A 17,733-nucleotide genomic window follows, 5' to 3' on the forward strand; every position below is an offset into this window, starting at 1 on the left:
TCCCCCCCCCCCCCCCCCCCCCCCCCCCCCCCCCACCCCCCCCCCCCCCTCCCCCCCCCTCCCCCCCCCCCCCCCCCCCCCCCCCCACCCCCCCCCCCCCCCTCTCCCCCCCCCCCCCCCCCCCCCCACCGCTGGCGTTTGCGGGCAGGTAGGGTCGCGCTCGTGTCGGATCTGCGGATAGGGCCGGTCGGCGACGACGTCACCCTCGAGGACTGGCGGCTCGTGCACAACACCGTCGTGCCCGACGCCGCGATGTCGTCCGGCGAGGCCCGGGAGCGCATCGGGAAGTTTCTGCTCGAGGTCGCCTACGACGATGACGTCCTCGTCGGGTGTACGACCGTGCGACCGCCCGGCGCTGACGGTGCGGCGTCCACGGTGATCGTCCGGGTGCTGCCCGGGCACCGGGGCCGTGGCATCGGCGCGGCGCTCTACGAACGGGCCATGACGCAGGCCGCCGGCCACGCCGCGCCCGCCGTGGAGACGGTGGTGTGGGCCGCCAACGTCGCCGGTGTCCGGTTCGCCGAGGCGCGCGGCTTCACCGAGGTCGACCGCTACGAGCCCGAGCCCGGCGCCGTCCCGTATCTCACGCTGCGCCGGCCGGCGGACTGAGCTGCGACGCTCACGCTGCGCCGGAAGCGAGCGATGGGGCCCGTGAAGGATCACGGGCCCCATCGGTGGTGCGGGTGCCGTCACGTCGGAGCGGCGGCTGAAACGGTGTGCTGCGGACCGGTCTACTGGATCACGAACGTCGTGTAGTAGACGTCCATGATCTCCTTCTCCTTCTTGACCGTGTAGGCCACGATGACCTTCTCCTTGAGCTGCGTCTTGTACTTCTCGCGGCCCTCGTTGGTCAGCAGCTCCTTGGAGTCCATGTTGCTGAACAGGGAGATCGCGGCGTCGAGCGCCTTGCTGCCGTCCGGGGCCTCGGCGGCCTTGTCGGTCGCCTGCAACGTCATCTTCAGCTTCAGGTAGTGCCCGTCGGCCAGGTTGATCGTCACCGCGTCCAGCGGCACCACGACACCGGCGACGAGGGTCTCCTCGGCGGCCGCCTTCTTCGGCGAGAACATGAAGTAGCCACCGGCGCCACCGCCGCCGAGGGCGACGAGCACGATCACGAGGATCATGATGAGCTTCTTCTTGCCACCCTTCTTGGGGGCTTCCTCGGTCGCCTTGTCCTTCTCGTCCTTCGCCATGATGTCTCCTTCGTGACCGTGCTGCCGACCTCCGACGTTCAGAGACATCGGACCGATCACCCGACACGTGAGTTGCACGAAGGTGCGGACCGGTAGCGCCACGAGCGCACCGCGGCGACGGTGCGCCCGTGGCCGGTGTGGCCCGTGAGCACCGCGTGCCGCGGGTGGCGGGCCGTCGGCGTCGGCCGCTGTGTGGCGCCGTCAGCGCAGGTCGAGGGACTGCTCGACCCAGCGGCGCAGGACCGCGGCGGAGGCCGCGCCCGACTGGCGGGCGACCACCTCGCCGTCCTTGACGATCATCAGGGTGGGGACCGCCTGGACGTCGAAACGGCGGGTCAGCGCGGGCGCGGTGTCGATGTCGACCTTGACCAGCTTGACGGTGCCGGCGAGCTCGGTGGCGACCTGCTCGAGCGCGGGGCTCACCGCGCGGCACGGGGCGCACCAGGTGGCCCACAGGTCGACCAGGACCGGGGTCGTGGAGCGCTCAACCACCTCGGCGAACGTGGCGTCGCCCGCCTCGGCGATCCACGGGAGCTTCGCACCGCAGCTGCCGCAGGCGGGTTTGCCCGCCGCCGCGGCCGGGACCCGGTTGCGCTTGCCGCAGGACGCGCACGCCACGATGTTGCCCGCCACCTGTCACTCCGTCCACTCGGTGCTCTCCAGGTGCAGACGCCCGCGGTGCCGGCGAAATTCCCGGCGGCGGTCAGGAGGTGCGGAGCTTGCGGACGGCGAGCGTCGCCACACCGGCCACCAGCAGCACGCCGACCACGGTGCCTACGGGTGCGCTGAAGCGCTCGACCTCGTGCCAGCGCTCGGCGAGCATCCAGCCGGCGCCGATGAACAGCGCGTTCCACACGCCGGACCCGGCGGTGGTCAGCAACACGAACCTCCGCAGCCTCATCCGCTCGACGCCGGCCGGGATCGACACCAGGCTGCGCAGGACGGGGACGCACCGGGACAGGGCCACGAACCAGGAGCCGTGCCGCTGGAACAGCCGCCGGCCGCGTTCCAGGTCGCGCTGGCCGGTCAGCAGGAACCAGCGCCGCCCGGCGAGGCGGTGCAGCCGCTCGTACCCGAGGCGCGCGCCGATCCAGTACAGCACCAGCGACCCGCCGACGGCGCCCGCGGTCGCGCACAGCCAGACGAGGACGGGGTGCATGGCGCCCGCCCGGGCGCGGAACCCGGCGAGGGGCAGGATCAGCTCCGACGGGATCGGCGGGATCAGGGTCTCCAGGGCGATGAGCAGCCCCACCCCGACGGGCCCGAGGCGGTCGATGACGGCGAAGATCCAGTCGGTCATCGTGCAGACCTTACCGCGCGGCCGGGGTCACGGCAGGTCGAGCCAGCCGCGGGTGGCGTCGGCGTTGCGCTCCCAGCGGCGGGTGTCGGCGCCCGGGCGGGCCGCCATCGCCCGGCACTTGGCGAGGGCCGCGGCCTGGCGCGACGACCAGGGCGGGCGGGCACCGTACCCGTCGAACAGGGCGGGAAGCGCGCCGACCTGCGAAGGATGGTGCCGGCGGATGATCCACTCGCACCAGGCGAGGTCCTCGACGGCGGTGCCCGCGTGCGCCCATTCCCAGTCGAGGACCGCGACGACGGCGAACGTCGCCGGGTCGAACAGCATGTTGTTCGGCCCGTAGTCACCGTGCGCGAACACCCGCCCGGTCGCGGCGACGGGCACCGACTGCAGGCGGCGCAGCAGCCGGCCGCAGCCGCGCAGGACCGCGGCGGCGTGACCGGCGGCGGCGAGCTCCTGCCCGGGGACGCCGCCGATGTACCGCAGTGTCACCGTCCCCGCCGTGGTGCCCAGCAGCGCCGGAACCGGGATCGCCGCCGGCAGCCGGGTCAGGGCGTCCACCTCCGCGGTCTGCCGCGCGAGGGCGTCGGCGCCCCGGTAATGCTTGACGACGGTGTCGCGGACGCGGGTGGTGGCATTCGTCCAGCCGTGCCGCAACCGCGTCCCGCGGTCCGCGCCCGGCCCGGTCCGCGGTGGCACCGGGATCAGACGCGGGTCGACATCGGGGCGCCCAGCCAGGCGACCGCGTCGGTGAGCGCGGCGACCGGGTCGAGGTCGGTGCCGCGGTCGTCGGCATAGGCGCGGTGCAGGTTGGCCACGAGCCGCTCCGCGTCGGCCCAGCCGGCGAACTCGCCGAGGTCGCACGCGCGGGCGGCCTCCAGCGGCGTCAGTCCCGCCCGCAGGCCGGCGTCGGCGGTGTCGAGGACCAGCCGGAGATACCGGCGGATCCTGTCGAAGGCGGGGCCGATGTCCTCGGCGGTGAGCAGCGGCCCGTGGCCCGGCACGAGATGCAGCGGCTCGAACGCGGCGAGCCAGTCGAGGGCGGCGATCGCGCCGGTGACCGAGCCCATGAAGACCAGCGGGGTGAGCCCGCTGAACACCAGGTCGCCGGCGAACAGGACCCGCTCGGCCGGCAGCCACGCGATGAGGTCGCCGGTCGTGTGCGCGGGGCCGCCGGGGTGCACGACGTCGACCCGGCGCTGTCCGATGTGGAGGGTGAGCCGGTCGGTCACGGTGACGTCGGGGAGCCGGCGGGTGACCGCGCCCCAGTCGGGGACGGGCTGCCACAGCGGCGGGCACCCGTCGATGATCGGGTCGGCGCGCAGCCCCTCGCGCATGTGCTCGTGCCCGACGAGGACCGTGCCGGCGGGCAGCAGGCTGTTGCCATAGGTGTGGTCGCCGTGCAGATGGGTGTTGACCGCGAGCCGGATCGTGCCGCCGCCGGTCGCGTCGGCGACCGCGGCGAGGAACCTGCGGGTGCGGGTCTCGGTCGCGCACGTGTCGACGACGAGCACCTGCCCGTCGTCGGCGACGACGCCGGCGTTGTTGACCCACCAGGTGCCGTCGGGCTGGACCCACGCGTGCACCCCGGGCACCACCTCGTGCAGCGTCATACCCGCACCCTACCGCCGGCGCAGCGGGATCTGCCCGGGGGTGAGGAGGCCGAGGCGGACCAGGTCGAAGTCCGGGTCGCGCTCCCACTCGACGCGCGGCGCGACGTGCGGGCTGCCGCTCTGCGCGAACGACAGCCGCGGCCGCCCCTCGGCGCCGCCGAGGAACAGGCCCGGGCGGCGGCTGGCGCCGAACCCGCCGAGCGTCCCCAGGCGGCGCGGGCGCTGCCGGTCCGGCGCCGCGTCCGCCCAGCGCCACGGGGCCGCGTCGGCCATGAGGGCGGTCGCGTTCGTGGTCCATTTGTCGGTCCACTCCCGCAGCCGGAAGCTCTCCGGCAGCCCCTGCAGCACGCGCGCGGCGGCCCGGTCGGTGGTGACGCCGCACATGTCGAGGGCCTCCAGGGCGTGCCCGCTGAGCAGCGCGTCGACCACCGCCTGCAGCCTGGGCCCCTGCCCGCCCCACAGCTCGTCCACGGTCGTCGCCGGGCGTTGCCAGTACTGCGGCATCCGATCCCAGCGGTGCGGGGCCGTCCTGCCGGCGAAGCGCCCGAGACCGGCCCGCAGGCCGCCGCCCGGCGCGGTGCCGACGGCGAGCCAGATGCCCTTGCCCGCGGCGGTCGACGGCGGCACGAGCTCGCGCAGCAGCACCTGGGTCCGCCCGGCGAGCCGGCCGCCGGTGCGGTCGCGCGGGAACCACCACCGGATCCCGGGCAGGAACAGCCCGGCGACGGTCTCGTCGAGGTCCTCGGCCTGCTCCGGCGACAGCATCGACAGCAGCATCGGGTCGAGGGCGATGTCGACGGGGACCGTGCCGGAGGCGAGCTTCGACGCCGCGAGGCGCCGCAGCCGGGCGCGGCGGCGGCTCGCGGGCTCGACGGCGGGGATGACCGCCCAGGTCGCCTCCCACTGCGCCCAGTCCTCGACGGCGGCGACGACGTCCTCCGGGAACACGGAGTGGAACTGTCCCGACGGCACCGCGACCGGGTCGCCGTGCTCCAGGGGCAGCGTGGTGGTGTCCGGGCGGCGCTCGTAGAACGCGGCGGTGAACCCGAGGACCGCCGCCGGATCCGGCAGGGCGCGGGCCTCCTCCCAGTCGCCGACGTGCTCGCCGGGCCTGATGTCGGCGACCGTCACGACCGCATACGCCTCGTCGCCCGGCATCCGCACCCAGGCGCCGGGCTCGACCGGGCTCGCCGACCACTGGCGCGGTGCCTGGCGGACCACCGGCTCCAGGCCGGACCGGCGCAGCGCGTCGACCGCTGCGGTGAGGGACGTCTCCACGTGGACCACCATAAGGTGAGGTGATGGATGAGGTGCACGGGAGCTTGCATGCCCTGGTGGAGCGCGGTGCGGTGCCGGGGCTGGTCGCCGCGGTCGCCGGCGCGGACGGCCCGATCCGGGTCGAGGTGCTGGGCGCCACGACGACCGGGCCGGACGCGGAGCCGATGCGCCGCGACACGCCGTTCCGGCTGACGTCGACGACGAAACCCATGGTCGCGGCGGTCGCGGCGATGCTCGTCGAGGACGGGCTGCTCGCCCTCGACGAGCCCGTCGACCGGCTGCTGCCGGAGCTCGCCGGTCCGCGGGTGCTGCGCCGGCTCGACGCCGACGTCGACGACACGGTGCCGGCCCGCCGGGCGATCACCGTCGAGGACGTGCTCACCTACCGGATGGGGCACGGGCTGCTGCTCGACCCGGCCGCGGAGCCGCCGGTGAACCCGCCGTACCCGGTGATCCGGGCCGCCGACGCGCTCGACCTGACCATCGCGCGGCCCGACCCGAGGACCCCGCACGGCGTCGACGAGTGGATGCGCCGGTTCGCCACGCTGCCGCTGCTCTACCAGCCGGGGGAGCGCTGGGCGTACAACACCAGCGGCCACGTCCTCGGGGTGCTGGTGGCGCGGGCGGCCGGCATGCCGCTCGGCGACGTGCTGCGCGAGCGGCTCTTCGAACCGCTCGGCATGACGTCCACCGGCTTCTCGCTGCCGCGGGACCGCGCCGAGCGGCTGCCGGGGCAGTACTTCGGCGGCGAACGGCAGACCGACGTCGCGACCGCCGAGGACTGGACCCGCGAGCCCGCGTTCCCCGACGGCGCCGCCGGGCTCGCGTCCACCGTGGACGACGTGGTGGCGTTCGGCCGGTTCATGCTCCACAGTGGACCTGCGCTGCGCGGGACGACGGTCAACCACCTGACCCCGGCGCAGATCGAGGGCGGTGGGTTCCTGCTCGGCGGGCACGGCTGGGGCTACGGCATGGCGGTGCGCGCCGACGGCACCTACGGCTGGGAAGGCGGCTACGGCACGTCGTGGAGCAACAGCCCCGCGACCGGCACCGTCCGGGTCCTGCTGACCCAGGTGTCCGACGTGCTCTTCGACGGCACCGTCGAGGACTTCACCCGCCGCGCGGTCCACGGCTGAGCCCGGCGTGCGCCGCGCCGGGCCCGCGTCCGCCGGTGTGCGTGCCGCTGGGTGTGCCGCGCACCTGACGCTTCCGGGCGCGGTTGCCGCACGGGTCCGCCGAGCACCACCGGCGGGTCCCCGTGCGGGACGCGTCCAGGAACAGGGCCCCGCACAACGGATCCGCGCACGCCCGCACCCGCGCGGCGGCCGGCGACGAGACGAGGTCGAGGGCGTCGCGGGCGACCAGCGCCAGGGTCGCGGTCACCGGGTCCGCGGCCTGCCAGCGCGGCGCGCCGGCGGCGTCCAGGAACGGCACCGGCACCGACCGGGCGGCCGCGTCGTTGACCGCGTCCCGCGCGGCGGCGCTCGCCCCTTGCGGGCCCGAGACGACCAGTGCGTGGACCGCCTCACGGAGGCGCCGCGCGCCGGCGACGATCGCCGCGGGCACGCTGCCGCCCGGCGGTGGTGCGACCGGGCCGAACTGCCGGACCCACGAGGCGAGCGCGGGGCCGTCGGGCAGATCCTCGGCGGGGCTGCCGGAGCCGCGGTCCCGCAACGTGTGGACGAAGTCCAGGCACAGCCGCCCTGATCCCTGGCGGAAGGACATCCAGGCAGCATAGCCGGGTGTAGGGTCCCGTTCGTGACGGTGACCGGGGTGGGTTTCACGTGGCGGGGCGCGTTCACGGACGCCGAGGTCGAGGCCCTGCACGCGGAAGGCTTCGGGCACCCGCCGACCAGCAGCGCGTGGTGGGCCAGGGTCAACCGGCACAGCCTCGGCTGGGTCTGCGCCCGCTCGGCCGGGACCCTCGTCGGGTTCGTCAACGTCGCCTGGGACGGTGAGTGTCACGCGTTCGTGCTCGACACCGTCGTCGCGGCCGCCTGGGGGCGCAAGGGCGTCGGGACGGGCCTGGTCGCCGCCGCCGTCGAGGGCGCGCGGGCCGGCGGCTGCGAGTGGCTGCACGTCGACTTCGAGGACCACCTGCGCGGCTTCTATCTCGACGCGGGCGGCTTCACGCCCACCGGAGCGGGCCTCGTCAAGCTGTGACCGACGGGGGTTGCGGCCGTCGCGGATCTGCCCCCACAATGGACGACATGATCCGCACTCACCGGAAGGGCGCGTCCGCCCTCGCGCGTTGACCGCCACGGCGCGGCGTGCCGCCGCTGCCACCCCGTTCCGCCCGTCCGATCATGTTTTCGACCTGTGGCTCCGGGCGGAGCCGATCCTCCAGGAATGGCGCCAGGTGGGCTGGTCCACCGCGCCGGCCGACCGGGAGACCACCGAACATCTCATCGCCGGGCTCTACCGACGGCAGCATCGCCGTGCGCCCAGGTTTCGCTGGGTCTCCTCGCCGAGGCAGGCGTTGCCGCTGCTCACCGGCATGCCGACGCACGAGGACCTGCTGTCGTGGGTCCGCGCCCGCCGTCCACAAGGGACTCCACCGGTCGCCGGTGACCTCGCCGCCGGCCTGGGCCGGCTGCGCGCCGCGCTCGACGGGTCACCGGCCGAGGCCGACCTGACCGCGGCGGCGAAGAAGCCCTGGCCCGTGCTCCCGTCGCCGTCGCAGGCGCTGGGTGCCGGGGTGCCGCTGCTGGAGGTGCTGCAACGGTCGCTGCGGGCGCCGCTCGCCGAGGGCCTCGCGTGGCCGGTCCGGTCCGCACTCGCCGCACCTGCCGGCGGTCCACACAGGACGGTGCCGGTCTGCTGGTACGGCCAGCAGGACGCCACCTGGATCGGCGTCTACGACGTCGTGCGCAAGCTGGGCCTGGCCCAGTTCCGGCCGCACGACGCGGCGCTGCTCGACGAGTGGGCCGCGCTCGCCCGCGCCGCCGGCTGGTGGTGGCCGGGCGAGGACGTGTGCGTGCTCGTCGACCGCCCGGCGCAGGTCGGCCCGCGCCGGGTCGGCTACCGCGACGGCACCGTCGTCACCTGGTGACGGCCCGCCCGGCCGCGCGACGGGACCGTCGTCACCTGGTGACCGCCGCCCGGTCGCGCGACGGCCCGGCCTGGGTCTCGGCCTGAGTCTCGGCCTGAGTCTCGGCCTGGGCCCCGGTCCGAGTCTCGGCCTGGGCCCCGGTCCGAGTCTCGGCCTGGGCCCCGGTCCGAGTCTCGGCCTGGGCCTTGGTCTGAGCCTCGGCCTGGGCCTTGGTCTGAGCCTCGGCCTGGGACTCGGTTCAAGCCTCGGTCTGGCCTTCAGGCCGAGGTTCGGTCCGGGCCCAGGCTGAGGCCGTGGCCCTCCAGCGCCTCCTGCAGGATCCGCAGCGCCTTCGGCCCGACGCCGTGCAATGCGGCGAGCTGCCCACGGGGGACACCGGCGACGTCGCGCAGCGACGTGTAGCCGGCGTGGTGCAGCGCCCGGGTCGCCGGCGCGCCGATCCTCGGCAGCTCGTCCAGGCCGGTCTGCGGCGCCCCACTCATGACGGGATCGGCACGCCCGACAGGGACGCGCACGCCGCGAGCAGGCCGTCCTGGACCGCCAGGTCGTACGCGGCCGGGTTGGCCGGCAGGTCGGTGCGGCGTTTCCAGTAGCGGCCGGTGACCGTCGCCGCGGCGTCGCCGGCGGTCGCCAGCCACACCTGCGTCTCGGCGCCCTCCGGCAGGTCGTCGGTGGCGTTGGGCCCGCCGAGCTTCGTGCGGATCCAGCCCGGGTCGACGGCGTTGCTGAGCACGTCCGGCCACAGCCGCGCGACCGCGAACGCGAGCGCCACGTCGAGCAGCTTCGAGTCGCTGTATGCCTGCATGCCGTTCCAGGGTTTGCGCTCGTACTGCAGGTCGTCGAGGTCCGCGACGCCGACCGACTCCAGCCCGGAGGTGAGGTAGACCAGGCGCGAGGGCCGCGGCATGAGCGCCGTCAGCACATACGGCGCGAGGACGTTGACCTGGAACGTCCGCTCGAGGCCGTCGGCGGTGGTCCGCCGCTCGTCCTGCCCGCCGATGCCCGCGTTGTGGACGACCACGTCGAACGCCCCGGCGTCGCTCGCGAGGGCCTTCGTCTCCGCGAGGCTCGCGAGGTCGCCGACGACGACCGGCGCGCCCGGCAACCCCGCCTCGGCGGCCCGTTTGCCGTCCCGCGCGTGCAGGACCACGTCGTGCCCCAGCCGCAGCAGCTGCGCCGCGGTCTCCAGCCCGATCCCGTCGGTCGAACCCGTCACCAGTACCCGTGCCATACCGGCGAGGCTACGCGTGGAAGGTGCGGCGCAGGTCGGCGACCCACTCGTCCGGCAGCTCCCACGGGATGAAGTGCCCGCCGCGCTCGTGGGCGGTGACGTTCACGTGGTTGTACCAGGGTGCCCGGTCGCTGCCGAGGAACTGCTCGACGCGCTGCCGCGCCGTGGTGACACCCGGCGGGTTCTCGTGACCGACGAAGGTGATCCCCGTCGGGGCCTCGACGACCGGCCACCGGTCGTGGGCGGGCTGCCACGGATAGCGGTTGTTGTTGGCGTACGTGCGGATCGAGCTGCCGATCGAGCCTCCCGCCCAGATGATGGTGGCGTGGGTGAGCAGGTCGTCGCGGGGGAAGACCGACTCGACGTCGCCGCCGCTGTCCGACCACATGCTCCAGCGGCGCAGCACCCAGGCGAGCATGCCGGCGGGGGAGTCGGCCAGCGCGTAGGTGAGCGTGTCGGGGTCCAGCAGGTGCGCGGCGAGGTGCACGGCGAAGCGCCGCTCCAGGGCCACGATCCGGGCGTGCACCTGCGGCGGCAGGCCGTCGGGGATCGGGTTGCCGCCGGAGAGGTCCCAGGCCCGGTCGCCGTTGAAGAACGTCAGCTTCAGCGCCGAGCCGATGTGGATGCCATACAGCCGGTCCGCGTACTTGTGGCCGAGCTGCCCGGTGACGAGCGCGCCGACGTCGCAGCCGGCCGCCGCGTAGCGCTCGTGGCCGAGGACGCCGGTCATCAGCTCGTGCCAGACGTCGGCGATCTTCCAGAAGTTCATGTCCGGCCGCCCGGTCAGCGGCGTGGAGAACCCGAAGCCGGGCAGCGACGGCACGATGACGTCGAACGCGTCGGCCGGGTCACCGCCGTGCGCGGCCGGGTCGGCGAGGGCGTCGACGACCTTCGACCAGTGCCAGAACGTCCACGGCCAGCCGTGCGACAGGATCAGCGGCTTCGGGGCGGGTCCGGCGCCGGGCCGGCGCATGAAGTGCACGGGCACGCCGCCGACGTCGACGTGATAGTGCTCATAGGCGTTGATGGCGCGTTCGGCGGCGCGCCAGTCGTAGCCGTCCGCCCAGTGCTCGACGAGCGACCGCAGCTGCGCGGGCGGGACACCGTAGAAGCCGTCGTCGTTGCCGGTCTGCCGCGACCATCTCGTCTGCCTGAGCCGGGCCCTGAGGTCGTCGAGGACCTCGTCGGGCACGTGGATCGGGGCCGGGGTGAGGCTCATGCCGCGCTCAGCTCGATGATGCGGGCCAGCGCCGGCATGGCCCTGGCGATCGCGTCCTGCTCGCCGGCGTCGAGCCCGGCGATGAGCTCGGCGAGCCGGTCGACCCGGTTGCCGTGCCGCGCCCGGACGACGTCCGCGCCCGCGTCGGTCAGCGTGACCAGGACGGCCCTGCCGTCGGTCGGGTCGGGCCACCGCCGCACCAGGCCGTCCTCTTCGAGTCGCTGGACGAGACTGGTGATGGCGGGCTGGGTGAGCTGCTCCGTCTCGGTGAGCGCGGTGAGCCGCATCGGCCCGCGCCGCGACAGCGTGTGCACCACCGACAGCGTGCTGAACCCGAGCCGCTGCACATTCGGCATGCGGATGAACAGCGTGTTGAAGTCCTCGATGAGCGTGGTCAGTGCGTCGACCTGTGCCTTCTTCACCGCCAAACTGTATCGAGAATCTATATAAAAACTCAATGCGGTTTCGACGTTGCCCGTGCCACGATGCACCGCATGGACGCCCATACGCTCACCGGCCAGCTCCGCCGCGGCCGAGGCTTGGGCCTGCGCCGCGCACTGGCCGGCGGCGGCGCGGAGGCGGCGGACGCCGTCTACGGCTGCTGCGTCGACGACCCCCGCGACGACCGTCAGGTCGAGGACCGCCGCTGGTATCTGCTACGCCTGATCCAAGGGCTGCACCTGGACAGCGCCCCGATCGTCGCGCACCTGCTGGCGCCGGTCGCCGAGGCCGACGACGACGAGTGGCGGATCTCCCTGGCCGCCGACGTCCTCACCGGCCTGGCCCGCGCCGGTGACGTCCGGGCGCTGGACGGCCTCCGGGCGTACGTCACCGTCGGCCGCCACTGGACGTGGGTGCTGGGGCACATGTGTGACGGGGACGACGTCGCGATGTGTGACGGCCTCGCGCCTGCGGTGCTGTCCCGTGTGGACGACGAGGAACTGCGCGATCTCGTCGACGCCCGCCATGGCCCGTGGTCGGCGTGGGCCGGGACCTCGCCACGGATCGAGGCCGCGCTCGCCGCTCGCCGAGCCGAGCGGGCCGGACGGAAGGCGGCCCGGGTCGTCGGGGAGCGCGCGCCGTCGCTGACCCGGCTGCCGGTCGCGGACCTGGCCGCCGAGGTCCGGCGGGGCGAAGGCGCCGCCCGGACGCACGCGATGCGCGAGCTCGGCCGGCGCGCCGAGCCGGTCGTGCTGGACCTGGCCGAGGATCCGGCGCTGCGCAACGCCTACGGCGCGGTGCCCGGGCTGGCGGCCGCCCTGGGACGGCTCGGCCCCGGGGCGCTCGACCGGGCCCGCGGGTGGGTCGCGGGCGACGATCCCGTCCTCGCTCGCCACGCCGTGGACGTCCTGGCCGAGTATGGGACCGCCGCGGACGTCCCCATGCTTCTCGCCGACCTGACGGCGATGGCCGGGCAGCGGGACTGGTGCGGGGCTGAGGCGTCCGCCCGTGGGCTCGGGCGGCTGGGGGTCGCCGAGGCGGTGCCTGCGCTGCGGTTCCTGTGGGCGGAGAGCACCCACTCGTACGGCCGGGAGGCCTACCTCGCCGGGCTCGCCGGGGCCGGCGGCGCGGCCGCCGCGGAGTATCTCGACGAGGCGATCGACGACTGTGAGCCGGGCGTCCGCGAGTACCGATGGACGTAATGCCTATCTCGCCGGTATGATTGGTCGGGATGGGGCGATGGCGGAACGTCGTGGCGCTGGTGCCGGCGCTGCTGTTCGTGGCGGCGATGGTGGCGCTGTTGCGGCGCTGGGAGGTGGTGTTCTGGCTGTGCGCCGGGGCGACCGTGCTCAGCCAGAACACCACCATCCGTCGCGACTAGGACCAGCTGCTCGCCGACCAGTCGTCGCTGGACCAGGTCCGGCCCGACCACGTGCCCGCCGACCAGGTCCGGCCCGACCAGGTGCGCCCAGACCACGCCGGGTCCGTCCACGTCGCGCCGCTCACCCACGGGGTCGCGGCCCAGGTCGTCGAGGCCCACGTCTTCGACGCCCAGGACGTGCCGGTCCAGCCGTCGCCGGTGATCTTGAAGCCCATCCAGGCGCCGCCGGACCAGGACGTCTGCGTGGCCGACTTCGCCGCCCACTGCGGTGAGGTCAGGGCGCCCCACACGCTGCGTTCGCCGGCCAGCGAGGTGCCGTCGAGGATGACGTGGCTGGTGCCGCGGGACAGTTCGAACAGGCCGACGCCGCTGGACGTGTTCCAGGTCGGCTTCGCGACCGTGGTGCCGGTGCGGGCGAGCGCGCCGTTGACGTTGAGCTCCAGCAGGCCCATCGTGCCGGCCTTGCCGGTGGGCAGGTAGGTGCCGCCCTTGATGAGCCAGTCCTTCACCTGGTCCGGGGTGGCGGTGGGCTTCGCCTGCAGGAGCAGCGCCGCGGCCGCGGACACGACGGCGGTCGCCTGCGAGGTGCCGCTGCCCTTGAACAGGGTGTTGCCGACGCGCGCCGACGCGTAGGTGTTGTCGATGTTGGAGCCCGGGTCGCGCAGCGACGCGATCGACGTGCCCGGCGCGAGCAGGTCGACCTGGTTGCCGCCGACGGCCAGGTTGGTGAACGTGGCCAGGGTGTCGTCCTTGGTCGCGGCCGTGCCGTTGGTCGCGGTCGCGCCGACGGCGAGGACCCACTCGTCCATCGCCGGGTTGGTGAGCTTCAGGGTGGTGTTGCCGTTGTTGCCGGCCGCGGCGACGACGACGATGCCCGCCTGCCCCGCCTTCTCCACCGCGAACTGCAGCGGGTCGGTCCAGTTCGGCGGGTTGCCGCCGGAGCCGTACGACAGGTTGATGACCCGGATCGGGTTGGCCGGGTCGTCGTTGCGGTGCTTCACGACCCAGTCGACGGCGGCGATCATCTGCGTCACGTCGACCGCGCCGCGCGCCGTGCCGATCTTGATCGAGGTGAGCTTCGCCCGCGGCGCGAGGCCCTTCGTCCCCGACTCGGCGTCGTCGCCGACGATGATCCCGGCCATGTGCGTGCCGTGCCCGTAGGTGTCGAGGTACCGCAGCCCCGGCGCCTGCGACTCGAACGACAGGTCGGGGCCGTTGACGATCTGCGCGGCGGGCAGCCCCGGCACCGGCGCGACGCCGGTGTCGATGAGCGCGACGCCGACGCCCTGGCCCGTCAGCGCCGCGGCCGCGCCGGTGTCGGCGCCGATGATGGTGCGCACCTGGGCGAGGGTGGTCGCCGGGGCGCTGGTGTCGGTCATGCCCGCCCACGCGCTGGACCACCCGGCGGTCGTGGCCGCCGGGCCGGGCGCGACGCCCGCCGTCAACGCGACAGGGAGCGCGAGAGCGCCGGCCGCCAAGGCCAGCAAGGTTCGTCTGCGGGTCACCATGTGCGCTCCTATCGCGTCGTCAGCCGTTCCACCATCGCCGCGGCCGGGCGCACTGTCACCGGGCGCGGACGCGTTCCGCCCGGTCACCCGACACGGTCTGCCGGACCCGCGTCCAACGGCAGGACCGACTCCGCGGAAAGTCCTTCAGTCCCACGGCGGGCTGCCGAAGAGCTACCGTCTTCCGCGTGGACGAGGTCGTGGCGCTGGCGAGTGAGCTGATCCGGTTCGACACCACCAACACCGGCTCGCCGGACAGCACCCGCGGCGAGCGGCTCGCCGCCGAGTGGGTCGCGGAGCGCCTCGACGACGCGGGCTACGAGGTCACGTACGTGGAGTCGGGCGCGCCCGGCCGCGGCAACGTCATCGCCCGGCTGCCGGGGGCCGACGCGGGACGGGGAGCGCTGCTCGTCCACAGTCACCTGGACGTCGTGCCGGCGGAGCCGTCCGAGTGGTCGGTGCACCCCTTCTCCGGGGAGGTGTCCGGCGGGTACGTGTGGGGCCGCGGCGCCGTCGACATGAAGCACATGGCGGCGATGAGCCTCGCCGTCGCCCGCCGCTTCCGCCGCGACGGGGTCGTGCCGCCGCGGGACCTCGTCTTCGCCTACCTCGCCGACGAGGAGGCCGGCGGGGTCAACGGCGCCGGGTGGCTCGTCGAGCACCGGCCCGACCTGTTCGACGGCGTCACCGAGGCGATCAGCGAGGTCGGCGGCTTCTCGCTCGCCGTCGCGGATGGTGTACGGGCGTACCTCGTCGAAACCGCCGAGAAGGGCGTCGGCTGGCTCAGACTGTCCACCCGGGGCACCCCGGGCCACGGCTCGCTGCTGCACACCGACAACGCCGTCGCCCGGCTCGCGGCGGCCGTCGCCCGCCTGGACGCGCACGAGTTCCCGCTCGTGCTGACCCCGCCGGTGCGCGACTTCCTCGACGGCGTCAGCGCGCTGACGGGCGTGCCGTTCGACGCCGACGACCCGTCCGCGGTCCTCGGCCGCCTCGGGTCGGTCGCCCGCATGATCGGCGCCGGCCTGCGGGACACCGCGAACGTCACCATGTTCTCCGCCGGGTACAAGGACAACGTGGTCCCGTCGACGGCCTCCGCCATCTTCGACTGCCGGATGCTGCCGGGCCGGGAGGAGGCCTTCCTGCGCGAGGTCGACGCCGTCGTCGGCCCGTCCGTCAGCCGCGAGTGGAAGTCCATGCCGCCGGTGTCGACCACCTTCGACGGCACCCTGGTCGACGCGATGGCCGCCGCGATCACCGCCGAGGACCCGGACGCGCGGCTGCTGCCGTACATGCTGTCGGCCGGCACCGACGCGAAGTCCTTCCAGCGCCTCGGCATCCGCCACCTCGGCTTCGCGCCGCTGCGCCTGCCGCCGGACCTCGACTTCACCGCCCTGTTCCACGGCATCGACGAGCGTGTCCCCGTCGACGGTCTCCTCTTCGGCACCCGCGTCCTGGACCGCTTCCTGCGCATGTGCTGAGCTATTTTCGCGGCGCCGGTGGGTACTGTGGCCGCATGTCGGTGCTCGTCGCGTTCAGTGTGACCCCGCTCGGAGCCGGCCAGGAGGTCGGCGCGCTCGTCGCGGAGGCGGTGCGTGTCGTGCGCGCTTCAGGCCTGCCCAACCGGACCGACGCCATGTTCACCACCGTCGAGGGTGAGACCTGGGACGAGGTGATGGCCGTCGTGCAGGCCGCGGTCCAAGCGGTGCACGCCAAATCCTCCCGCACCTCCACCGTCATCAAGATCGACTGGCGCGACGGCGTCTCCGGCGCCCTCGACAAGAAGGTCGCCTCCGTCGAGCACCACCTCGCCAACGACTGAACGACCGTCTTGAGGGCGGGACACACCGGGGTCACACCGGGCAGTCGGTGAGGTCGCGCAGCGCGCTGATGACGGGGCCGGGCCAGGTGGGGTCGGTGTCCTTGTGCTCGACGGTGCGCACCACGCGCATCCCGACCGCGGCGGCGCCGGCCAGTTCGCCGTCCGCGCCGTCGCCGACGTACACGCAGTCGGCGGGTGCGGCGCCGAGCGCGTCGGCGGCCGCCAGGTAGATCCGCGGGTCGGGCTTGCCGACGCCGAGGACGCTGGAGAAGACGGCGACGTCGAAGCGGGACGCGAGCGCGCAGGCGGGCCACGCCTCGGCGGCCTCCGACGTCGCGTTGCTCACCAGCGCGAGCCGGGCACCGGCGGCCCGCAGGCCGTCGAGGGCCTCCAGCGTGGCCGGGTGCACGGCGTCCAGGACCCGCCGGGCGAGCGCCCGCCGGTGCACGGCCGCGCGGGCGACGGCCTCCTCGGCCGGGTCGGCACCCAGCCTTCCGGTGAGGATCCGGATGGTCTCCTCGACGCTCCAGCGGGTGAGCCGCTCGCTCCAGGTGTCGCGGTACGCCTGCCGCAACGCCGGCGGGTCGACGCCGAGCATGACGGCCATCTCGCCGACGACCCGGTCCCGTGCGGCGTCGGCGCCGTCGACCAGCGTGTGGAACAGGTCGAACACCAGGAACCTCGGCACCATGTCCCGCACGCTAACAAAGGCGCTGTGAGGTGGTGCACTCTCCCTTGCCCGGGCCGGCCGCCGGGGGTTGGCTCGAAGGATGGGGAGGATCGCGTACGACGACAGGGACGCGGCGGCGTTCGAAGCGGCCCGGCACCTGCGGGACGACGCCCTCGGCGCGTGGCGGGAGGCGGTCCGGCGGCACCTCGACCCGCGGCCGGGGCAGCTGCTGCTCGACCTCGGCGCCGGCACCGGCACCTGGTCCCGGGCGTTCACGTCATGGTTCCCCGGCCTGGAGGTTCTCGCGGTCGAGCCGTCCGCGGCGATGCGGGCCCGGTCGGTGCACCTGCCGGTCGTCGCCGGGGACGCAGGGAGCGTGCCGGTCGGCGACGGGACGGTCGACGCCGTCTGGGTGTCGACGGTCATCCACCACGTGCCGGACCTCGCCGCCGCCGCGCGGGAGCTGCGCCGGGTGACGCGGCCGGGTGCGCCGCTGCTGATCCGGTCCGTGTTCGCCGGGCGGCACGACGGGCTCGGGCTCGTGCGCTTCTTCCCGGAGATCGTCGCCGTCCTGGACACCTACCCGAGCGTGGCGGACATCGAGGCGGCGTTCGCCGGTGCGGGCTTCGCGGCCGTCGCCCTGGAAGGTGTCCCGCAGACGACGGCGCCGTCGCTGCGGGAGGTGGCGCGGACACTGCGCCGCGACGCGCACACCCCGCTGAAGCTGATCAGCGACGAGGCCTACGAGCGTGGCGTGGCGCGCCTGCGAGCGGCCGCCGGGACCGAGACCGGCCCGGTCGTCGACACCCTGGACCTCCTCGTCCTGCGCTGACCTGCTCGTCGTGCGCTGACCTGCGCGTGCCGTGCGGACCCGCTCGCGCCGCGTGGACTTGCTCGTGCCGCGCGGACCTCCGCTGGCTGCGTGGGCCTCTGCGAGCTGAAGCCGCGCGGCTTCGTGAGTTGAGCCGCGCGGCCTTCGTCGGCTGCGCGGACCTCGATGGGGTGAGCTGTGCGGACCTCCGATCGGTTGA

General features: G+C 74.3%; 22 protein-coding genes. 9 read left to right on the forward strand and 13 right to left on the reverse strand.

Annotated elements, in window-relative coordinates:
* Positions 1–162 precede the first annotated feature (162 nt).
* Positions 163–609 carry a GNAT family N-acetyltransferase gene (locus tag ACZ6TV_RS24365; RefSeq protein ID WP_465299536.1) on the forward strand — a complete coding sequence of 149 codons (447 nt, stop codon included), beginning with the start codon at positions 163–165 and terminating at the stop codon, positions 607–609.
* Between the two features lie 122 nt (positions 610–731).
* On the opposite strand, the gene ACZ6TV_RS24370 is transcribed toward ACZ6TV_RS24365, so the two are convergent.
* The 6 genes from ACZ6TV_RS24370 to ACZ6TV_RS24395 form a co-directional block, all read right to left on the reverse strand.
* A complete protein-coding gene (locus ACZ6TV_RS24370; protein WP_465299537.1) occupies positions 732–1,193 on the reverse strand; it encodes a flagellar basal body-associated FliL family protein in 462 nt (153 codons plus the stop codon).
* 201 nt (positions 1,194–1,394) lie between these two features.
* Entirely contained in the window at positions 1,395–1,826 is a 432-nt protein-coding gene (trxA, locus tag ACZ6TV_RS24375) for a thioredoxin (RefSeq protein ID WP_465299538.1), read from the reverse strand.
* A 70-nt stretch (positions 1,827–1,896) separates the two neighbouring features.
* A complete protein-coding gene (locus ACZ6TV_RS24380; protein WP_465299539.1) occupies positions 1,897–2,493 on the reverse strand; it encodes a DedA family protein in 597 nt (198 codons plus the stop codon).
* Positions 2,494–2,520: 27 nt separating this feature from the next.
* A complete protein-coding gene (locus tag ACZ6TV_RS24385; RefSeq protein WP_465299540.1) occupies positions 2,521–3,189 on the reverse strand; it encodes a phosphotransferase family protein in 669 nt (222 codons plus the stop codon).
* Between the two features lie 5 nt (positions 3,190–3,194).
* Positions 3,195–4,103 (reverse strand): MBL fold metallo-hydrolase, encoded by a 909-nt coding sequence (locus ACZ6TV_RS24390; protein ID WP_465299541.1) that lies wholly within the window; start codon positions 4,101–4,103, stop codon positions 3,195–3,197.
* Positions 4,104–4,112: 9 nt separating this feature from the next.
* Positions 4,113–5,381 (reverse strand): hypothetical protein, encoded by a 1,269-nt coding sequence (locus ACZ6TV_RS24395; RefSeq protein ID WP_465299542.1) that lies wholly within the window; start codon positions 5,379–5,381, stop codon positions 4,113–4,115.
* A gap of 23 nt (positions 5,382–5,404) precedes the next feature.
* Between ACZ6TV_RS24395 and ACZ6TV_RS24400 the strand changes: the two genes are divergently transcribed.
* Complete coding sequence (locus ACZ6TV_RS24400; RefSeq protein ID WP_465299543.1) at positions 5,405–6,517, forward strand: serine hydrolase domain-containing protein; 1,113 nt, start codon at positions 5,405–5,407, stop codon at positions 6,515–6,517.
* On the opposite strand, the gene ACZ6TV_RS24405 is transcribed toward ACZ6TV_RS24400, so the two are convergent.
* A complete protein-coding gene (locus ACZ6TV_RS24405) occupies positions 6,492–7,106 on the reverse strand; it encodes a CGNR zinc finger domain-containing protein (protein WP_465299544.1) in 615 nt (204 codons plus the stop codon). The two genes, ACZ6TV_RS24400 and ACZ6TV_RS24405, sit on opposite strands and share 26 nt — an antisense overlap.
* 33 nt (positions 7,107–7,139) lie before the next feature.
* Here ACZ6TV_RS24405 and ACZ6TV_RS24410 point away from each other — a divergent pair, with 33 nt between their 5' ends.
* Together ACZ6TV_RS24410 and ACZ6TV_RS24415 are read left to right on the forward strand one after the other, a co-directional pair.
* Positions 7,140–7,544, forward strand: a complete 405-nt coding sequence (locus ACZ6TV_RS24410; RefSeq protein ID WP_465299545.1) for a GNAT family N-acetyltransferase — start codon at positions 7,140–7,142, stop codon at positions 7,542–7,544.
* A gap of 88 nt (positions 7,545–7,632) precedes the next feature.
* A complete protein-coding gene (locus tag ACZ6TV_RS24415; RefSeq protein WP_465299546.1) occupies positions 7,633–8,433 on the forward strand; it encodes a DUF6745 domain-containing protein in 801 nt (266 codons plus the stop codon).
* 257 nt (positions 8,434–8,690) lie between these two features.
* Here ACZ6TV_RS24415 and ACZ6TV_RS24420 read toward each other — a convergent pair whose 3' ends face one another.
* From ACZ6TV_RS24420 to ACZ6TV_RS24435, 4 genes are read right to left on the reverse strand one after another with little or no spacing between them, the layout of a single operon-like run.
* Positions 8,691–8,915, reverse strand: coding sequence for a helix-hairpin-helix domain-containing protein (locus tag ACZ6TV_RS24420; RefSeq protein WP_465299547.1), 225 nt, complete (start codon positions 8,913–8,915; stop codon positions 8,691–8,693).
* Entirely contained in the window at positions 8,912–9,664 is a 753-nt protein-coding gene (locus tag ACZ6TV_RS24425; RefSeq protein ID WP_465299548.1) for an SDR family NAD(P)-dependent oxidoreductase, read from the reverse strand. The genes ACZ6TV_RS24420 and ACZ6TV_RS24425 overlap by 4 nt, the downstream gene beginning before the upstream one ends.
* A gap of 10 nt (positions 9,665–9,674) precedes the next feature.
* Positions 9,675–10,883 carry an epoxide hydrolase family protein gene (locus ACZ6TV_RS24430; RefSeq protein ID WP_465299549.1) on the reverse strand — a complete coding sequence of 403 codons (1,209 nt, stop codon included), beginning with the start codon at positions 10,881–10,883 and terminating at the stop codon, positions 9,675–9,677.
* Entirely contained in the window at positions 10,880–11,305 is a 426-nt protein-coding gene (locus tag ACZ6TV_RS24435) for a MarR family winged helix-turn-helix transcriptional regulator (protein WP_465299550.1), read from the reverse strand. The genes ACZ6TV_RS24430 and ACZ6TV_RS24435 overlap by 4 nt, the downstream gene beginning before the upstream one ends.
* Positions 11,306–11,377: 72 nt before the next feature.
* Between ACZ6TV_RS24435 and ACZ6TV_RS24440 the strand changes: the two genes are divergently transcribed.
* Both ACZ6TV_RS24440 and ACZ6TV_RS24445 read left to right on the forward strand, forming a co-directional pair.
* Positions 11,378–12,526, forward strand: a complete 1,149-nt coding sequence (locus ACZ6TV_RS24440; protein ID WP_465299551.1) for a hypothetical protein — start codon at positions 11,378–11,380, stop codon at positions 12,524–12,526.
* 29 nt (positions 12,527–12,555) lie between these two features.
* Entirely contained in the window at positions 12,556–12,705 is a 150-nt protein-coding gene (locus ACZ6TV_RS24445) for a hypothetical protein (protein WP_465299552.1), read from the forward strand.
* Here ACZ6TV_RS24445 and ACZ6TV_RS24450 read toward each other — a convergent pair.
* Positions 12,702–14,213, reverse strand: a complete 1,512-nt coding sequence (locus ACZ6TV_RS24450; protein WP_465299553.1) for a S8 family serine peptidase — start codon at positions 14,211–14,213, stop codon at positions 12,702–12,704. The genes ACZ6TV_RS24445 and ACZ6TV_RS24450 overlap by 4 nt on opposite strands.
* Positions 14,214–14,398: 185 nt before the next feature.
* Between ACZ6TV_RS24450 and ACZ6TV_RS24455 the strand changes: the two genes are divergently transcribed.
* Both ACZ6TV_RS24455 and ACZ6TV_RS24460 read left to right on the forward strand, forming a co-directional pair.
* Positions 14,399–15,691 carry a M20/M25/M40 family metallo-hydrolase gene (locus ACZ6TV_RS24455; RefSeq protein ID WP_465299554.1) on the forward strand — a complete coding sequence of 431 codons (1,293 nt, stop codon included), beginning with the start codon at positions 14,399–14,401 and terminating at the stop codon, positions 15,689–15,691.
* 35 nt (positions 15,692–15,726) lie between these two features.
* Entirely contained in the window at positions 15,727–16,032 is a 306-nt protein-coding gene (locus ACZ6TV_RS24460; protein WP_465299555.1) for an MTH1187 family thiamine-binding protein, read from the forward strand.
* Between the two features lie 31 nt (positions 16,033–16,063).
* Here the strand turns inward: ACZ6TV_RS24460 and ACZ6TV_RS24465 are convergent, their stop codons facing one another.
* Positions 16,064–16,723 (reverse strand): HAD family hydrolase, encoded by a 660-nt coding sequence (locus ACZ6TV_RS24465; RefSeq protein ID WP_465299556.1) that lies wholly within the window; start codon positions 16,721–16,723, stop codon positions 16,064–16,066.
* A gap of 79 nt (positions 16,724–16,802) precedes the next feature.
* Between ACZ6TV_RS24465 and ACZ6TV_RS24470 the strand changes: the two genes are divergently transcribed.
* Positions 16,803–17,534, forward strand: coding sequence for a class I SAM-dependent methyltransferase (locus tag ACZ6TV_RS24470; protein WP_465299557.1), 732 nt, complete (start codon positions 16,803–16,805; stop codon positions 17,532–17,534).
* The last annotated feature ends 199 nt before the right edge of the window (positions 17,535–17,733 follow it).

This window comes from Dactylosporangium sp. NPDC051087, assembly GCF_055586325.1.

Coding starts and splice junctions, on each gene's coding strand:
- ACZ6TV_RS24445 (WP_465299552.1), top strand. CDS start 12,556: ATGGGGCGATGGCGGAACGTCGTGGCGCTGGTGCCGGCGCTGCTGTTC.
- ACZ6TV_RS24450 (WP_465299553.1), bottom strand. CDS start 14,213: ATGGTGACCCGCAGACGAACCTTGCTGGCCTTGGCGGCCGGCGCTCTC.
- ACZ6TV_RS24405 (WP_465299544.1), bottom strand. CDS start 7,106: ATGTCCTTCCGCCAGGGATCAGGGCGGCTGTGCCTGGACTTCGTCCAC.
- ACZ6TV_RS24390 (WP_465299541.1), bottom strand. CDS start 4,103: ATGACGCTGCACGAGGTGGTGCCCGGGGTGCACGCGTGGGTCCAGCCC.
- ACZ6TV_RS24470 (WP_465299557.1), top strand. CDS start 16,803: ATGGGGAGGATCGCGTACGACGACAGGGACGCGGCGGCGTTCGAAGCG.
- ACZ6TV_RS24420 (WP_465299547.1), bottom strand. CDS start 8,915: ATGAGTGGGGCGCCGCAGACCGGCCTGGACGAGCTGCCGAGGATCGGC.
- ACZ6TV_RS24460 (WP_465299555.1), top strand. CDS start 15,727: ATGTCGGTGCTCGTCGCGTTCAGTGTGACCCCGCTCGGAGCCGGCCAG.
- ACZ6TV_RS24430 (WP_465299549.1), bottom strand. CDS start 10,883: ATGAGCCTCACCCCGGCCCCGATCCACGTGCCCGACGAGGTCCTCGAC.
- ACZ6TV_RS24425 (WP_465299548.1), bottom strand. CDS start 9,664: ATGGCACGGGTACTGGTGACGGGTTCGACCGACGGGATCGGGCTGGAG.
- ACZ6TV_RS24465 (WP_465299556.1), bottom strand. CDS start 16,723: ATGGTGCCGAGGTTCCTGGTGTTCGACCTGTTCCACACGCTGGTCGAC.
- ACZ6TV_RS24440 (WP_465299551.1), top strand. CDS start 11,378: ATGGACGCCCATACGCTCACCGGCCAGCTCCGCCGCGGCCGAGGCTTG.
- ACZ6TV_RS24370 (WP_465299537.1), bottom strand. CDS start 1,193: ATGGCGAAGGACGAGAAGGACAAGGCGACCGAGGAAGCCCCCAAGAAG.
- ACZ6TV_RS24380 (WP_465299539.1), bottom strand. CDS start 2,493: ATGACCGACTGGATCTTCGCCGTCATCGACCGCCTCGGGCCCGTCGGG.
- ACZ6TV_RS24400 (WP_465299543.1), top strand. CDS start 5,405: ATGGATGAGGTGCACGGGAGCTTGCATGCCCTGGTGGAGCGCGGTGCG.